Source organism: Tsuneonella deserti, assembly GCF_014644315.1.
GTDB lineage: Bacteria > Pseudomonadota > Alphaproteobacteria > Sphingomonadales > Sphingomonadaceae > Tsuneonella > Tsuneonella deserti.
On record NZ_BMKL01000001.1, the window covers coordinates 1,791,376 to 1,805,777 of the forward strand.

The 14,402-nt window shown below is 66.5% G+C and carries 15 protein-coding genes and 1 tRNA gene; 6 read left to right on the forward strand and 10 right to left on the reverse strand.

Features of this window, described 5'->3' with window-relative positions; translation table 11 throughout:
- Nucleotides 1–23: 23 nt before the first annotated feature.
- The 5 genes from IEW58_RS08730 to IEW58_RS08750 all read right to left on the reverse strand — a co-directional run bounded on the left by IEW58_RS08730 (nt 24) and on the right by IEW58_RS08750 (nt 5,892).
- Nucleotides 24–533: a L,D-transpeptidase family protein gene (locus tag IEW58_RS08730; RefSeq protein WP_188644760.1), complete on the reverse strand. Its 510-nt coding sequence runs from the start codon at nt 531–533 to the stop codon at nt 24–26.
- Nucleotides 533–1,822, reverse strand: coding sequence for an adenylosuccinate synthase (locus IEW58_RS08735; protein ID WP_188644761.1), 1,290 nt, complete (start codon nt 1,820–1,822; stop codon nt 533–535). Before IEW58_RS08735 ends, IEW58_RS08730 begins: the two co-directional genes overlap by 1 nt.
- A 160-nt stretch (nt 1,823–1,982) precedes the next feature.
- Entirely contained in the window at nt 1,983–3,104 is a 1,122-nt protein-coding gene (locus IEW58_RS08740; RefSeq protein WP_188644762.1) for an ATP phosphoribosyltransferase regulatory subunit, read from the reverse strand.
- A gap of 20 nt (nt 3,105–3,124) precedes the next feature.
- Nucleotides 3,125–4,708: a phosphoglycerate dehydrogenase gene (gene serA, locus IEW58_RS08745; protein WP_188644763.1), complete on the reverse strand. Its 1,584-nt coding sequence runs from the start codon at nt 4,706–4,708 to the stop codon at nt 3,125–3,127.
- A 53-nt stretch (nt 4,709–4,761) separates the two neighbouring features.
- The gene (locus IEW58_RS08750; protein ID WP_188644764.1) at nt 4,762–5,892 is read right to left on the reverse strand and encodes a phosphoserine transaminase; all 1,131 of its coding nucleotides are present in this window, start codon (nt 5,890–5,892) and stop codon (nt 4,762–4,764) included.
- 177 nt (nt 5,893–6,069) lie between these two features.
- Between IEW58_RS08750 and IEW58_RS08755 the strand changes: the two genes are divergently transcribed.
- The gene (locus IEW58_RS08755) at nt 6,070–7,218 is read left to right on the forward strand and encodes a glycosyltransferase family 4 protein (protein ID WP_188644765.1); all 1,149 of its coding nucleotides are present in this window, start codon (nt 6,070–6,072) and stop codon (nt 7,216–7,218) included.
- A 1-nt stretch (nt 7,219) separates the two neighbouring features.
- On the opposite strand, the gene IEW58_RS08760 is transcribed toward IEW58_RS08755, so the two are convergent.
- Both IEW58_RS08760 and IEW58_RS08765 read right to left on the reverse strand, forming a co-directional pair.
- The gene (locus tag IEW58_RS08760; protein WP_188644766.1) at nt 7,220–7,699 is read right to left on the reverse strand and encodes a hypothetical protein; all 480 of its coding nucleotides are present in this window, start codon (nt 7,697–7,699) and stop codon (nt 7,220–7,222) included.
- 74 nt (nt 7,700–7,773) lie between these two features.
- Complete coding sequence (locus tag IEW58_RS08765; RefSeq protein ID WP_188644767.1) at nt 7,774–8,418, reverse strand: PadR family transcriptional regulator; 645 nt, start codon at nt 8,416–8,418, stop codon at nt 7,774–7,776.
- Nucleotides 8,419–8,511: 93 nt separating this feature from the next.
- Between IEW58_RS08765 and IEW58_RS08770 the strand changes: the two genes are divergently transcribed.
- From IEW58_RS08770 to IEW58_RS08785, 4 genes are all read left to right on the forward strand, one after another.
- Nucleotides 8,512–9,849, forward strand: coding sequence for a replication-associated recombination protein A (locus tag IEW58_RS08770; protein ID WP_188644768.1), 1,338 nt, complete (start codon nt 8,512–8,514; stop codon nt 9,847–9,849).
- Nucleotides 9,846–10,721: a hypothetical protein gene (locus IEW58_RS08775; RefSeq protein WP_188644769.1), complete on the forward strand. Its 876-nt coding sequence runs from the start codon at nt 9,846–9,848 to the stop codon at nt 10,719–10,721. Before IEW58_RS08770 ends, IEW58_RS08775 begins: the two co-directional genes overlap by 4 nt.
- Nucleotides 10,722–10,815: 94 nt before the next feature.
- The gene (locus IEW58_RS08780; protein ID WP_188644770.1) at nt 10,816–11,073 is read left to right on the forward strand and encodes a hypothetical protein; all 258 of its coding nucleotides are present in this window, start codon (nt 10,816–10,818) and stop codon (nt 11,071–11,073) included.
- A 52-nt stretch (nt 11,074–11,125) separates the two neighbouring features.
- Nucleotides 11,126–11,201, forward strand: a tRNA-Thr gene (locus IEW58_RS08785).
- A 31-nt stretch (nt 11,202–11,232) separates the two neighbouring features.
- Here the strand turns inward: IEW58_RS08785 and IEW58_RS08790 are convergent.
- Nucleotides 11,233–11,601, reverse strand: a complete 369-nt coding sequence (locus IEW58_RS08790) for a PilZ domain-containing protein (RefSeq protein WP_188644771.1) — start codon at nt 11,599–11,601, stop codon at nt 11,233–11,235.
- A 111-nt stretch (nt 11,602–11,712) separates the two neighbouring features.
- Here IEW58_RS08790 and xth point away from each other — a divergent pair, with 111 nt between their 5' ends.
- A complete protein-coding gene (gene xth, locus IEW58_RS08795; protein WP_188644772.1) occupies nt 11,713–12,486 on the forward strand; it encodes an exodeoxyribonuclease III in 774 nt (257 codons plus the stop codon).
- Here the strand turns inward: xth and fumC are convergent.
- On the reverse strand, nt 12,483–13,865 hold the full coding sequence (gene fumC, locus IEW58_RS08800; protein WP_188644773.1) for a class II fumarate hydratase: 1,383 nt from the start codon (nt 13,863–13,865) through the stop codon (nt 12,483–12,485). The two genes, xth and fumC, sit on opposite strands and share 4 nt — an antisense overlap.
- A complete protein-coding gene (queF, locus tag IEW58_RS08805) occupies nt 13,862–14,320 on the reverse strand; it encodes a preQ(1) synthase (protein ID WP_188644774.1) in 459 nt (152 codons plus the stop codon). Before queF ends, fumC begins: the two co-directional genes overlap by 4 nt.
- Nucleotides 14,321–14,402 lie beyond the last annotated feature (82 nt).

Here is a 14,402-nt window from a genome sequence, read left to right on the forward strand (position 1 = left end):
ACATTAGCCCGTCGAGTCAACGATCAGGGGCGAATGACGATAGGCGTGCCGTCCGGTATCGCGCTCCAGAGCACCTCGATCTGCGCGTTGGAAACCGCGATGCAACCGTCGGTCCAATCCCCCGGCACGCGCGCGCCGCGATCTGCGCCGTCGAAGCCGTTCGGTTGGCCGTGAATGAAGATTTCTCCTCCGGGCGATTGGCCGCCCGCTTCGGCCAAGGCGCGGTCGGCGGCGTTCGGATAGGAGATGTGCAGGCTGAGGTGATAGGCGCTGCGCGGATTGCGATAGTCGATCGTATAGCGCCCTTCCGGCGTGCGCTCGTCCCCCTCAAATTGCTTGTGCCCCTGCGGCGAAGCGCCGAATTGCAGCCCGGTGAAGGTCTGGAGCGGCCTCCCCGCCCGCATCAGCACAAGCGTCCTGTCCGATTTGTCGACCAGCACGAGATCGGCCGGCCCGAGGGGCAACTTCTCGCGCACCGGGGCGCATGAGCCCACCACCAAGGCCGCAGCCGTGATGGCGAGCCGCCAGCGCATCAATCGAGGAACGGATCGCGCACGAGGATCGTGTCGTCGCGTTCCGGGCTGGTGCTGATCAGCGCGACCGGGGTCTCGATCAATTCCTGGACCCGCTGGATATACTTGATCGCCTGCGCTGGCAGGTCGCCATAGCTGCGTGCGCCGGCAGTGGTCTCGCGCCAGCCGTCCATCTCCTCGTAGATCGGCTCGACCGCCGCCTGGTCGGCAGCATGCGAGGGGAAGTAGTCGAGGATCTTGCCGCGCAGGCGGTAGCCGGTGCAGATCTTCACGGTCTCGAAGCCGTCGAGCACGTCGAGCTTGGTCAGTGCGATGCCGGTGACCCCGCTGATCGCGCAGGACTGGCGCACCAGCACCGCGTCAAACCAGCCGCAGCGCCGCTTGCGCCCGGTGACGGTGCCGAATTCGTGGCCGCGCTCGCCCAGCTTCTGCCCGGTTTCGTCGTCCAGTTCGGTGGGAAACGGACCGCTGCCGACACGGGTGGTATAGGCCTTGACGATGCCGAGGACGAAACCGGTGCTGCCGGGGCCGAGGCCCGATCCGGCGGCCGCCGCTCCGCTCACGGTGTTGGAGCTGGTGACGAACGGATATGTACCATGGTCGACGTCGAGCAGCACACCCTGCGCCCCTTCGAACAGGATCTTGGCGCCCGCCTTGCGGACTTTCTTGAGCCGCTTCCACACGGGCTGGGCATATTGCAGCACGAACGGCGCGATTTCGCGCAGGTCGGCGAGCAAACGCTCGCGGTCGACCGGAGGCTCATCGAAGCCGGCGCGCAGTGCGTCGTGATGGGCGCACAGACGGTCGAGCTGCGGTTCGAGGTGATCGAGATGAGCCAGGTCGCAAACGCGGATCGCGCGGCGCCCCACCTTGTCCTCATACGCCGGGCCGATGCCCCGCCCGGTGGTGCCGATCTTGCCTGCGCCGGCGGCGGTTTCCCGCAAGCCGTCGAGGTCGCGGTGGATGGGCAGGATCAGCGGGCAATTGTCGGCCACGGCGAAATTGTCGGGGTTGATCGTCACCCCCTGCCCTTCGAGCTTCTCGATCTCCGCCTTCAAGGCCCACGGATCGAGCACCACGCCGTTGCCTATGATCGACAAGGTTCCGGTGACGATGCCGCTTGGCAGCAGCGAGAGCTTGTAGGTGGTGTTGCCGACGACGAGAGTGTGCCCGGCGTTATGGCCGCCCTGGAAACGCACGACCGCATCGGCGCGGCTGGCGAGCCAGTCGACGATCTTGCCTTTGCCCTCATCGCCCCACTGGGCGCCGATCACGGTGACGTTCGCCAAAACCCAATCCTTCGCTGATTTCGTGGCGGATGTTGGAGCCGTGGACCACTTGGACCACTGTCCTGAAGTTAAACTCTGCACCCCGCCCAAACAGGGCGAGCGGCGGGCGCCCTATGGCATGGAGGGGCGCGGTAGGAAACGGATGTTTGCGCTCCGGCCGCTAAAGCGCGCGCGGCATATCGCCTTCGAGCAGATGGGTGCAGCCGATCCTGGCCGGGTCTTCCCCGTCGTCCAGCGCGGCGATGGTCCGCCAGCCGATCGCGCGCAGTCGGGCTGCGATATCGGGATCGTGGCCGGGCGGGAGGTAGAGAAGGTCGGCGGCTGGCGCCTGGTCCATCGCATCGACCAGCGGATCGATGTAGAGCGTGAAGCCGGTCGCGGCCTCGCCGGTGCCGCCTAGCCGGTAGGTTCCGCCGCGCCCCAGCGTTCCGCGCACGCCCTCGGCATAGAGGGTGAAGCCGAACCAGCTCTGGTATTCGAAGCCGTGCCTCTCGGTGGGGTCGAGCGTGATGCGCGCGCTGTTGCCGAGGCGTTCGGCCACTTGCCTGAGCCCGTCGATGCGACTGGCGAGCGCCCCGCCCGCATCGATCTGCGCCAGCCGGGCAATCGCCTCGTCGAACGGCCCTGCGGCGTAGAGCAGCGGCAGGTAATCGGCTCCGCCGGCATCGCGCAACGCACCTGCATCCTTGCCATCGAGTTCCCGCCGGACGGCGTCGATCCGCGAAGCCTCGAGTGGCATGGCCCTGGCTGCAAGCGTATCGACCAGGTCAGGCAAGGTGAAATCCACCGAGACGGCGCCCGCTCCGGCAGCCTTCAACGCTTCCACCGCGAGCGCCACGACTTCACCCGCGGCTGCCGCGCTATCGCTTCCGATCAGTTCAGCGCCCAGTTGCAGGCGCTGGCGCGCCGGATCGAGCTGGTCACTGGTGATCGTGGCGACTTCGCCTGCATAGCAGAGGCGCAATGGACGTGGGGCCTCGGCCAGGCTGGTCGCGGCGATCCGGCCGACCTGCACCGTCATGTCCGACCGCAGCGCCAGCGTGCGCAGGCTTGCCGGGTCGACGAAACGGAACATGCGCCGGCTTGCGGAATCGCTGTCCCCTCCCTGCATCCTGCTCGCAAGCGACCGCTCGAACTCCACCAGTGGCGGGATGACCCGATCGTAGCCGTGCGCGTCCATCACATCGAGCGCGGCCCGCCGCGCGCGCGTCAGGGCGCGAGCGGCGGCGGGCAGCCGGTCTTCCAGCCCGATGGGCAACAGATCGCGGGTCGGGTCGGTCATCGGCTCGCCCCCTAGCGGCGTCAGAACTCCAGCGCCATGACGGTCTTCACGCCCTGCAGCTTGCAGGCCTTGTCGATGACCGCCTTCGGGATCGACTGGTCCACCGACAGCAGCAGCACCGCCTCCCCGCCCGCATCGCGCCGGCCGAGGTGGAAGGTGCCGATGTTGATGCCGCTTTCGCCGAGCAGCGTGCCGATGCGCCCGATGAATCCGGGCGCGTCCTCGTTGACGATGTAGAGCATGTGGCCGGCGAGCTCGGCCTCGATGCCGATGCCGAAGATCTCGACCAGGCGTGCGGTTTCGTTGCCGAACAGCGTGCCCGCGACCGAGCGGTCGCCCTGGCTCGTCGCGACGGTCACGCGGATGAGCGTGTTGTACGCCCCTTCCCGCTCGTGCCGGACGCTGCGCACGTCGAGCCCGCGCTCCTTCGCGAGGTATGGCGCGTTCACCATGTTCACGGTGTCGGAATACTGCCGCATGAGGCCCGCGAGCACCGCGCCCTCGATCGGCTTGCCCGACAGCTCGGCCGCGGCGCCTTCGCGCTCGATCGAGATCTGCGTAAGGTTGCCGTGCGCAAGCTGGCCGACGAGGCTGCCGAGGTTTTCCGCAAGCTTCATGTAGGGGCGCAGCTTGGGCGCTTCCTCGGCGCTCAGGCTCGGCATGTTGAGCGCGTTGGTGACGCCGCCGTTGACGAGGAAATCGGCCATCTGCTCGGCCACCTGCAGCGCGACGTTGACCTGCGCCTCGTTGGTCGATGCGCCAAGGTGCGGTGTGCAGATGAAGTTGGGCGCGCCGAACAGCGGCGATTCCCTGGCTGGCTCGCTCGCGAAGACGTCGAGTGCGGCACCCGCGATGTGACCGCTTTCGAGACCGTCCTTCAATGCCGCCTCGTCGATCAGCCCGCCGCGCGCGCAGTTGACGATGCGCACGCCGGGCTTGGTCTTCTCCAGCCGCTCGCGGCTGAGGATGTTGCGGGTCTGGTCGGTAAGCGGGGTGTGGAGCGTGATGAAGTCCGCCCGCGTGAGCAGGGTTTCGAGATCGACCTTCTCGATGCCGAGTTCGATCGCACGTTCCTCGGTCAGGAAGGGATCGTATGCGACCACTTTCATGCGCAGGCCGATGGCGCGCGAAGCTACGATCGAGCCGATGTTGCCCGCGCCGATCAGGCCCAGCGTCTTGCCGGTGACCTCGACACCCATGAAGGCGTTCTTCGGCCACTCGCCCGCCTGGGTGCGGTTGTTCGCCTCCGGGATCTGCCGGGCGAGCGCAAAGATCAACGCGATCGCGTGCTCGGCGGTCGTGATCGAGTTGCCGAACGGCGTGTTCATCACCACGACCCCCTTCGAGGAGGCATAGGGCACATCGACATTGTCGACCCCGATGCCGGCGCGGCCGATGACCTTGAGGTTGGTCGCCGCATCGAGAATCTCTTTGGTCACCTTGGTCGAGCTGCGGATCGCGAGGCCGTCATACTCGCCGATGCGCGCCTTGAGCTGCTCGGGGGTTTCGCCCGTGATCACGTCGACCTCGCAGCCGCGCTCTTCGAAGATGCGCGCGGCATTGGGGTCCATCTTGTCGGAAATCAGAACCTTGGGCTTGGCCATGATCGGCCTCCTTGTTCGAAATGGGTTTTCTGGCGCTGGTCGCGCCGGGAAAGTCAGGCAGTGACGGTGGCGTAGGCCCAGTCGAGCCAGGGACCGAGCCTCTCGATATCGGCGGTGTCGACGGTCGCGCCGCACCAGATCCGCAGGCCCGGCGGGGCATCGCGGTAACCTGCCACGTCATAGGCCGCGCCCTGCTCCTCGAGCAGCTTGGCCATTGCCTTGATCATCGCCTCGTCGGCGCCTTCGACCGTCAGGCACACGCTGGTGTTCGATCGGCTCGCCGGGTCGGCCGCAAGGTGGCCGAGCCAGTTGCGGCCCCGCACGATCGCATCGAGCGCTGCGGCATTGGCGTTTGCGCGCGCCTTGAGCGCAGACAGCCCGCCGATCGACTTGCCCCACTCGAGCGCGAAGATCGCGTCCTCGACCGCCAGCATCGAGGGCGTGTTGATCGTCTCGCCCTTGAACACGCCTTCGGCCAGCTTGCCCTTCGAGACCAGGCGGAAGACCTTCGGCAGCGGCCAGGCGGGGGTGTATGTCTCCAGCCGCTCGACCGCGCGCGGGCCGAGGATGATCACGCCGTGCGCGCCCTCCCCGCCGAGCACTTTCTGCCACGAAAAGGTGAGCACATCGACCTTGTCCCACGCGATATCCTGCGCGAACACGGCGCTGGTCGCATCGGCGATCGACAGGCCTTCGCGGTCGTCCGCGATCCAGTCTCCGTTCGGAACGCGCACGCCCGAGGTCGTGCCGTTCCAGGTGAAGATGACGTCGGTCGACCAATCGACCTGGGTAAGGTCGGGAAGCTCGCCGTAGTCGGCGCGGATGACGGTGGGATCGATCTTCAGCTGCTTGACCGCGTCGGTCACCCAGCCCTCGCCGAAGCTCTCCCACGCCAACGTGGTCACGCCGCGCGCACCGAGCATGGTCCACATCGCCATCTCGACTGCGCCGGTATCCGAACCGGGCACGATGCCGATGCGGTGGGTATCGGGCACCTCGAGCACTTCACGGATGAGGTCGATGCAGTACTGGAGGCGCGCCTTGCCGATCTTCGAGCGGTGCGAGCGCCCAAGCGATTCGGTGGCCAGCTTTTCGGGGGACCAGCCCGGCGGCTTCGCGCAGGGACCGGAAGAAAAATAAGGACGCGCAGGCTTTTGCGCCGGCGGCGGCAGGGTATCAATCATGTAGTCTCTCCTTGCAGAGAGCACGCGCGGCGTTGGGACCGCGTGGCCCGCCGGCCGAACTAATGTTGCGCCGCAGCAAGTCAAGCACGCAGGCAAATTATGCGACGGGCCACCGGGGGTTTGCGACCGATGCCCGCTCTCGCCAAACGCCGCTGAGGTCCTTATGGCGGCTCGTCCATGGAAATTGCCGACCTTCGCATCGCACTGTTCAGCGGCAACTACGCCATGACGGTCGACGGCGCGAACAAGGCGCTCAACCGCCTGGTCGAATACCTGTTGCGGCAAGGCGCGACGGTTCGGGTCTATTCCCCGACCATCGACAAGCCGCCGTTCGAGCCCCAGGGCGAGCTGGTCAGCCTTCCCTCGTTCGCGATTCCGGGCCGCAGTGAATATCGGGTGCCGACCTGGCTGGGCGCGCGGGTCGAGGCGGATCTCGCGGCGTTCGCACCGGATGTCGTGCACATCTCCTCGCCCGATTTCGCCGCGCGCGAGGCAGCCAGGTGGGCGCGCGACCGTGACATTCCGGTGGTCGCCAGCGTGCACACCCGGTTCGAGACTTATCCGCGCTATTACCACCTGGGCTTTCTCGAGCCGGCGATGGAGGCTTGGCTGCGCAAGCTCTATCGCCGCTGCGATGCCCTGCTCACTCCCAGCCCGAGCATGATCGGAACCCTGCGCGAGCAGAGGATGAACGACGACATCGGCTTGTGGTCACGCGGGGTCGAGCACGCCATCTTCAACCCCTCCCGGCGCGACCGGACATGGCGCCATTCTCTCGGTTTCTCCGATGACGACTTGGTGATCGGATTCCTCGGCCGCCTGGTCCTTGAAAAGGGGCTCGATGTCTTCGCGGAGGTCCTGGCGGCGCTCGGAAGAACGGGCGTGCCGCACAAGGTGCTGGTGATCGGCGAAGGCCCCGCCAGGTCCGCGTTCGAGGAGAAGATGCCCGACGCATGTTTCGTGGGCTTCCAGAACGGGGAGAACCTGGGTCGCGCGGTCGCTTCGATGGACGTGCTCCTCAACCCGAGCGTGACCGAGACTTTCGGCAACGTCACGCTGGAGGCGATGGCCTGCGGAGTGCCGGTGGTCGCTGCCGACGCGACCGGCGCAGCCAGCCTGGTGGAAGACGGCGTGAACGGTTTCCTCGTTCCGCCGGGCGAAGTCGGGGCCTTTGCCGAGCGGCTGTCCCGCTACGCGGGCGATCTCGAACTGCGCCGCCGGCACGGCGAGGCCGGCGCGGAGAAAGCGCGGGCGTTCGAATGGGACGCGATCAACCGCGCCGTCGCGGATACCTATCTTCGCCTGGTGAATGCGCGCCGGAACTAGTTCAGCGCAGCACCTCGCGCCGCCGCATGGCAAGGGCGTAGATCAACAGCAGCAGCGCGACCGCCTTGATCGCCCAGTTGAACGCCTGTGCCCCGGGTGAGTTGACCGAATCCGGCGCGGCATGGCCGAGCGTGTAGATCGTCATCACGACGACCCCCGCCAAGGATAGCCCGAAAGCCGTTACCGCATGTCGGCTGCGCGCCAGCAGCAGGAGCGACCCGGCAATCGCGCCCCAGACGCCGAAGGCCCATCCCGCGGTGGCCCACGCCGGAACGGCCGCGAACCACGCGACCACGTCATCGCTCATTCCCATCTGCCTGAGATATTCGTCGCCCCGCAAATGGGTCATCGAGTAATCGAACGCGCCCATGGCGTTCCACAACAGCGAGAGCACCCCGACGACCCACAGGTGCCAGGGAGCCCGCTCCGATCCGCTCGAGACCGTTCCGTCGGGACCTTGATCGACGACCGCCTGTTCCATGGCCTGCATCCTCCCCCCCCGGAAGCGACCCCGGGGGGAAGAATACCATCGACCGGGCTCCCGGGAAAGCGAGCTCAGAGCCGCTCGATACGCTTGGCCATTTCATCGATCATGTCGACGATCCGCTCGATAGCCTCGTTATCGAGCTGGCCGGAGCGGGCCTTGATCTTGAGTACGTTCGCCAAGTTGCCCATGGCCCGGAAAATGTGCGGCGAACGCCCCTTGCGCTGAGTGTCGCCGTGTTCCGACAGCCGTTCGAACAGCGCCTCAACCTCGTCCGCCTTGTCAACAAGCTCCCGGCGACCCTGATCGGTCGCGGTGAAAGCCTTGCGCGGCGAGCTGTCGTCCGCCTTCTCCTCGATCGCGCCCTCGTCGGCCAGCAACTGGAGGGTGGGATAGACCGCCCCCGGGCTTGGCGCGTAATCGCCGCCGGTCAGTTCCTCGATCGCCTTGATCAGTTCGTAACCGTGGCGCGGCTCGTCGGCGACGAGCTTGAGCAGCGCAAGGCGCAGTTCGCCTTGCCCGAACATCCGTCCACGGCGCCGGCCGCGACCGCCGCCACCTGCGCCAAAGGGTCCTCCCGGTCCGAACGGACCATCGGGGCCGAAGGGGCCATCCGGCCCGAACGGACCATCGGGGCCGAAACCGCCCCAGCGCTTACCGTTGAGATTGAACTTCCAGCTCTTGGGGCCGTCCCTGTGTTCGAAACCGTGTCGCATCGGAATTCCTCCTTAAGATGCGTCACGATATATCTTGGAAGTATCGAAATGCAAGCCCTCGCGGTTTCGCCAGGCAAATCCTACATGGAGTGGATGGCCGATCTTTTTCCTGAAACAGTGTCCAGGCCTCCGCTGGGCGGGTCGGCTCCCGAAGAGGAGCCGCGCGCCGACGCGCCGCTCGCCGATCGGCTGCGCCCGCGATCGCTGGACCAAGTTGTCGGCCAGGAGCACCTGACGGGCCCCGAAGGCGCTATCGGCCGGATGGTCGCAGCGGGCCGCCTGTCGAGCATGATCCTGTGGGGGCCGCCCGGAACCGGCAAGACCAGCATCGCGCGGTTGCTGGCAGACGCCGTCGGAATGCGCTTCGTCGCGATCAGTGCGGTGTTCTCCGGCGTAGCCGATCTCAAGAAGGTTTTCGCCGAGGCGGACAAGGCCGCGCAGGCCGGCCAGCGCACGCTGCTGTTCGTGGACGAAATCCATCGATTCAACCGGGCGCAACAGGATGGCTTCCTGCCCTTCGTGGAACGCGGCACCGTCACTTTGGTGGGCGCGACCACGGAAAACCCCAGCTTCGAACTGAACGCCGCGCTGCTCAGCCGGGCGCAGGTGCTGATCCTCCACCGGCTCGACGCGAAGGCTCTGTGCCGCTTGCTTGATAAGGCGGAAGAACTCCAAGGGCCCCTTCCCCTTACCGCCGAAGCGCGCGATGCGCTGGTCGCGAGCGCGGACGGCGACGGTCGATTCCTGCTCAACCAGGCAGAGACGCTCTATGCCGCGCGGGTGGAAGAGCCTCTCGGGCCGGCAGAGCTTGGCCACTTCCTCCAGCGGCGTGTCGCTGTCTACGACAAGGATCGCGAGGGACACTACAACCTCATCTCCGCATGGCACAAAAGCCTGCGCGGATCGGACCCGGACGCGGCGCTCTATTACCTTGCGCGGATGCTGGTCGCGGGCGAACAGCCCCTGTTCGTGCTGCGGCGACTAGTGCGCGCGGCGGTCGAGGACATCGGCCTCGCCGATCCGCAGGCTCTCGTGCAGTGTCTCGCGGCAAAGGACGCCTACGACTTTCTCGGCAGCCCCGAAGGCGAGCTGGCGATCGTCCAGGCCTGTCTCTACTGCGCCACCGCGCCGAAATCGAACGCCGCCTACAAGGCGCAAAAGGCGGCCTGGCGCAGCGCCAAGGAAACCGGCAGCCTGATGCCCCCGGCCAATATCCTGAACGCACCGACAAAACTGATGAAGGATATCGGCTACGGCAAGGGCTATGCCTACGACCATGACGCCGACGAAGGTTTTTCCGGCGCCAACTACTGGCCTGACGAGATGGAGCGCCAGACATATTACGATCCGCCCGACCGCGGCTTCGAGCGCGAGGTGCGCAAAAGGATCGAATACTGGAACCGCCTGCGCGCGGAACGCGCCGAGGGGTGAGCCCGGATCGCTTCCGGCACTTCGCGGCGATCGACTGGTCGGGCGCCGCGGGCGAGCGGCACGCTGGCATAGCGGTCGCCCTGTGCCGCGCCGGAGAAAGCGCTCCGCGCATCGTGCGGCCCGGCCATCGCTGGTCGCGCGCCGAGGTCCGCGACTGGATTGCGGAAGATATGCCACCGGAAACACTGGTCGGCCTCGATATATCGGGTTCGCTCGCGTTCGAGGATGCCGGGGCGTACTTTCCGGGCTGGGAGGCAAGCCCGGGTGATGCGCGGGCCTTGTGGGCGCTGGTGGAGGATTTTTCGGCTACGGACCCGCACCTTTCGGCGGGAAGCTTTGTCGATCACCCGGAGATCGCGCGTCATTATCGCCGTCATGGCGGACGCGAGGGCGACCTGTTCGGCGGTGGCATCGGCCGTCTGCGGGTGACCGAGAGAACGGGCCAGACCGCGCTTGGCTGCCGCCCGACGAGCAACTTCAACCTCGTGGGCGCGAGCCAGGTCGGCAAGGCCAGCCTGACCGGCATGCGCGTGCTGCACCGCCTCGATGGCCATATCGCACTGTGGCCCTATGACCCGCTGCCCGAACGAGGCCACGTCGCGGTGGAGATCTACACCACTATCGCGGCCATCGCAGCAGGCCGACCGGCGAGCCGGAGCAAGCTGCGCACTTTCGCCGAACTCAACGCCGCCCTGTCCGCCATCGGCAGCAAGCCGGTGCGTGGCTCGGGTCCGATCGACGATCATCGTTCCGACGCGCTTCTGGCCGCCGCGTGGCTTCGTACCGTGGCGCACGACGCGCGCTACTGGCAGCCTGCCGCCATGACAGAAGGAATTGCACGGACCGAAGGCTGGACCTTCGGCGCGCTGTAGCCTGCCGCCCGAGCGATGAAGCGTGGAGCGATTCCCCCCGTCCAGCCGTTGCCCCAGCGCAAGTACGAGTATTCGCGAAGGAATTTCAAACGGAGTGCCCGAAGGAAAGAACGTCGTGCGCGGATTGGGCGCGCGCGAGATTGCCGCCGGTATCGGAGTGCTGGCCCGTCCGCGCAGCCCGATCCCCTTTCTCGCCCGCGCGGCCGGGGATGCGCTCGATATCGGCGCGGCCGGCTATGCGGCACGCAAGGCCACGGGCGACAAGGCCAAGGTCGCGCGGTTCTCGCTTGCCACGGTAGCGGGCTTCCTCGTCCTCGACCTGCTGATCGCACGATCGCTCGCCAGGCGTTGAAGGTCTGGACGCCGGCCCCCGATTGCAGCAAAGCGCTCCCGCGCGATCGTGGGCCGGCTTAGCTCAGTTGGTAGAGCACCTGATTTGTAATCAGGGGGCCGCGGGTTCGAATCCTGCAGCCGGCACCATATCGATACCCGTCCGAAAAGAGCGCTGGATTCAGTGCGTGTGGCCCATCGTCCAGGCCTTGGCGGCATCGCGCACTGGATCAAAGTCCTGCACGATGTCCGGCGCGAGGGATCTTGTTGCCAGGATCGTTTCGGATGTCAGGGGTGGATCGAACTTCAGCCCGGCGAAGAGACCGTCCTGCCAGACGATGTCGCCGTAGGCTTCGAAGTCCAGCCAGCGCAGGATGCCCGAGCGGCCGGTTCCGGGCGCCTGCGTCTGCAGCCTCGCCCCCGTCTGCGACAAATCGAGAAGCTGGACGTGAGCCACGCCATCCAGCGTTTCCAGGCGAGAGGTGATGCCCACCCGGAGCCGGGGACGTTGCCGGCGGCGTTTGCCGGGAATGTCGCGCGCGTCGCTCATCCATGCAAGAATAGGCCGGACCTCCCCACAATTGGTGAAGTGGAATGGTTTCCGCAATATTGCGCCTGAGCGCATCCGGCACCGGCGGGAGGTTCGCGCGTTTCCTCGCCCGTGAAGATCGCCACATACAATGTGAACGGCGTCAATGGGCGCCTCCCTGTACTCCTCCGCTGGCTCGAGCAGGCACAGCCCGATGTGGTGGCGTTGCAGGAGCTCAAGGCGCCCGACGAGAAGTTTCCTGCCGAACCGATCCGCCAACTCGGTTACGAGGTCATCTGGCATGGGCAGAGCCGCTGGAACGGCGTCGCCATGCTGAGCCGCATCGGCGAAATCCACGAAACCCGGCGCGGATTGCCTGGCGATCCGGATCCGGCGCAGAGCCGCTACATCGAGGCGGCGATCAACGGTATCCTGTTTGCCGGCCTTTACCTGCCCAATGGCAACCCCCGCCCCGGCCCCAAGTTCGACTACAAGCTCGCCTGGTTCGAACGCCTGATCGAGCACGCCGCTCAGCTTCTCGCCAGCGGCCTCCCGGTCGTCCTGATGGGCGATTTCAACGTGATGCCGACCGAGCTGGACGTCTATAAGCCCGAGCGTTGGCTGGACGACGCGCTGTTCGCGCCCGAAACGCGCGCGGCCTGGTTCCGCCTGGTCGAGCAGGGCTGGACCGATGCCCTGCGCGCCATGCACCCGGACGAAACGATCTACACCTTCTGGGACTATTTCCGGAACGCCTTTGCCCGCGACGCCGGGCTCAGGATCGACCATTTCCTGCTCAGCCCCTCGCTCAAGGACCGTCTCCTTGCGGCGGAGGTCGACCGGGAACCGCGCGGGTGGGAAAAGACCAGCGACCACACGCCTGTGTGGATCGAGCTGGCGGACTAGACCATCGTTTCCGGGCGCACGAGCCGGTCGAATTCGGCCGCGCTCACATCGCCGCTCGCCAGTGCTGCTTCGCGCAAGGTCGTGCCTTCCTTGTGCGCCTTCTTGGCGATCGCGGCCGCCTTGTCGTAGCCAATCGCGGGAGCCAGCGCGGTCACCAGCATCAGCGAGTTCTCAACTCCTCGCTGGATGTTCTCCCGGCGCGGCTCGAGCCCGGCAAGCAGGTGCTCGGTAAAGCTCTCGCAGGCGTCGGCCAGCAGCCGTATCGAGCGCAGCGCATTCCATGCCATCAGCGGACGGTAGGTATTGAGCTCGAACTGGCCCTGGCTGCCCGCGAACGTCAGCGCGGCGTGGTTGCCGAAGACCTCGATGCAAACCTGGGTCAGCGCCTCGACCTGGGTGGGGTTGACCTTGCCCGGCATGATCGAGCTGCCCGGTTCGTTCTCCGGCAGCGCGAGCTCTCCCAGGCCCGAGCGTGGCCCCGAACCGAGCAGGCGAATATCGCCGGCGATCTTGTAGAGACTCGCGGCAAGGGCATTGAGCGCGCCATGGGCGAACACCAGCGCGTCCTGCGCGGCAAGCGCGGCGAACTTGTTGGGCGCGGTCACGAAGGGCAATCCGGTGATTGCGGCAATCCTGGCCGCCACCTTTTCCGCGAACCCGTGCGGCGCATTGAGCCCGGTGCCGACCGCGGTACCGCCCTGCGCCAGCTCGTAAAGGCCCGGAAGCGTCAGCTCGATCCGTTCGATTCCGGCCTGGACCTGGGCGGCGTAACCGGAAAACTCCTGCCCCAGCGTCAAAGGGGTGGCGTCCTGTGTATGCGTGCGGCCGATCTTGACGATGCCGCACCACGCTTGCGCCCTGGCGGCGAGATCCGCGTGCATCGCGCGCAGCGCGGGCAGGAGGTGGCGCACGATCTCACCCGCCACGGCCACGTGGATCGCGCTGGGAAAGGTGTCGTTGGAGCTCTGGCTCATGTTGACGTGATCGTTGGGATGGACCGGCTTCTTCGATCCGATCTCGCCGCCGAGTATCTGGATCGCGCGGTTGGCGATCACCTCGTTGGCATTCATGTTGCTCTGCGTGCCGGAGCCCGTCTGCCAGACGACCAGCGGGAATTCGGCATCGAGCCGGCCGTCGATCACTTCCTGCGCGGCGCGGACGATCGCATCCGCGAGGTTCGCATCGAGCACGCCGAGGTCGCGGTTGGCCTCCGCTGCCGCGCGCTTGACCGTGCCGAGCGCGCGGATCAGCGGCAATGGCATCGTCTCTCCGCCAATGCGGAAATTCTCCAGGGACCGCTGGGTCTGCGCGCCCCACAGCCGGTCCGCGGGCACCTCCACCGCGCCCATCGTGTCGGTTTCGGTGCGGGTATTGGTCATCCTCTTCCCCTGTAGGAAGCGACGCCCTGGTCGGGCACCCACAGACCCTCGGGCGGAGCGCCGGTCTGCCAGAACACGTCGATGGGAATGCCCCCGCGCGGATACCAGTAGCCGCCGATGCGCAACCAGCGCGGGCGCATCTCTTCCACCAGCCGCTGGCCGATGCCGACCGTCACGTCCTCGTGAAAACCGCAATGGTTGCGGAAGCTGGCAAGAAAGAGCTTGAGGCTCTTGGATTCGACGATCGTCTCCCCGGGGGCGTAATCGATGACGAGGTGAGCGAAATCCGGCTGGCCGGTGACCGGGCAGAGCGAGGTGAATTCAGGCGCGGCGAAGCGCACGAGGTAGAGCGCGCCCTGGCGCGGGTTGGGCACGTAATCGAGCGCGGCCTCGTCGGGGCATCCGGGCAGTTCGCTATGGTAGCCCAGGTGGATCGTATCGGGTGTGTCGCTCATGCCGCGCATCTGGGCCTAATTGCACCCGGCTGCAAGGCAGTGGTGGACTCGGCCAATTCAGTGCCTATTCAGCGCCGCCCAC

Bases quoted from the DNA above. Each gene is read 5' to 3' on its own strand.
- IEW58_RS08750 (WP_188644764.1), bottom strand. From the start codon at position 5,892: ATGATTGATACCCTGCCGCCGCCGGCGCAAAAGCCTGCGCGTCCTTAT.
- IEW58_RS08760 (WP_188644766.1), bottom strand. From the start codon at position 7,699: ATGGAACAGGCGGTCGTCGATCAAGGTCCCGACGGAACGGTCTCGAGC.
- serA (WP_188644763.1), bottom strand. From the start codon at position 4,708: ATGGCCAAGCCCAAGGTTCTGATTTCCGACAAGATGGACCCCAATGCC.
- queF (WP_188644774.1), bottom strand. From the start codon at position 14,320: ATGAGCGACACACCCGATACGATCCACCTGGGCTACCATAGCGAACTG.
- IEW58_RS08755 (WP_188644765.1), top strand. From the start codon at position 6,070: ATGGAAATTGCCGACCTTCGCATCGCACTGTTCAGCGGCAACTACGCC.
- IEW58_RS08770 (WP_188644768.1), top strand. From the start codon at position 8,512: ATGGCCGATCTTTTTCCTGAAACAGTGTCCAGGCCTCCGCTGGGCGGG.
- IEW58_RS08740 (WP_188644762.1), bottom strand. From the start codon at position 3,104: ATGACCGACCCGACCCGCGATCTGTTGCCCATCGGGCTGGAAGACCGG.
- IEW58_RS08790 (WP_188644771.1), bottom strand. From the start codon at position 11,601: ATGAGCGACGCGCGCGACATTCCCGGCAAACGCCGCCGGCAACGTCCC.
- IEW58_RS08765 (WP_188644767.1), bottom strand. From the start codon at position 8,418: ATGCGACACGGTTTCGAACACAGGGACGGCCCCAAGAGCTGGAAGTTC.
- IEW58_RS08730 (WP_188644760.1), bottom strand. From the start codon at position 533: ATGCGCTGGCGGCTCGCCATCACGGCTGCGGCCTTGGTGGTGGGCTCA.
- fumC (WP_188644773.1), bottom strand. From the start codon at position 13,865: ATGACCAATACCCGCACCGAAACCGACACGATGGGCGCGGTGGAGGTG.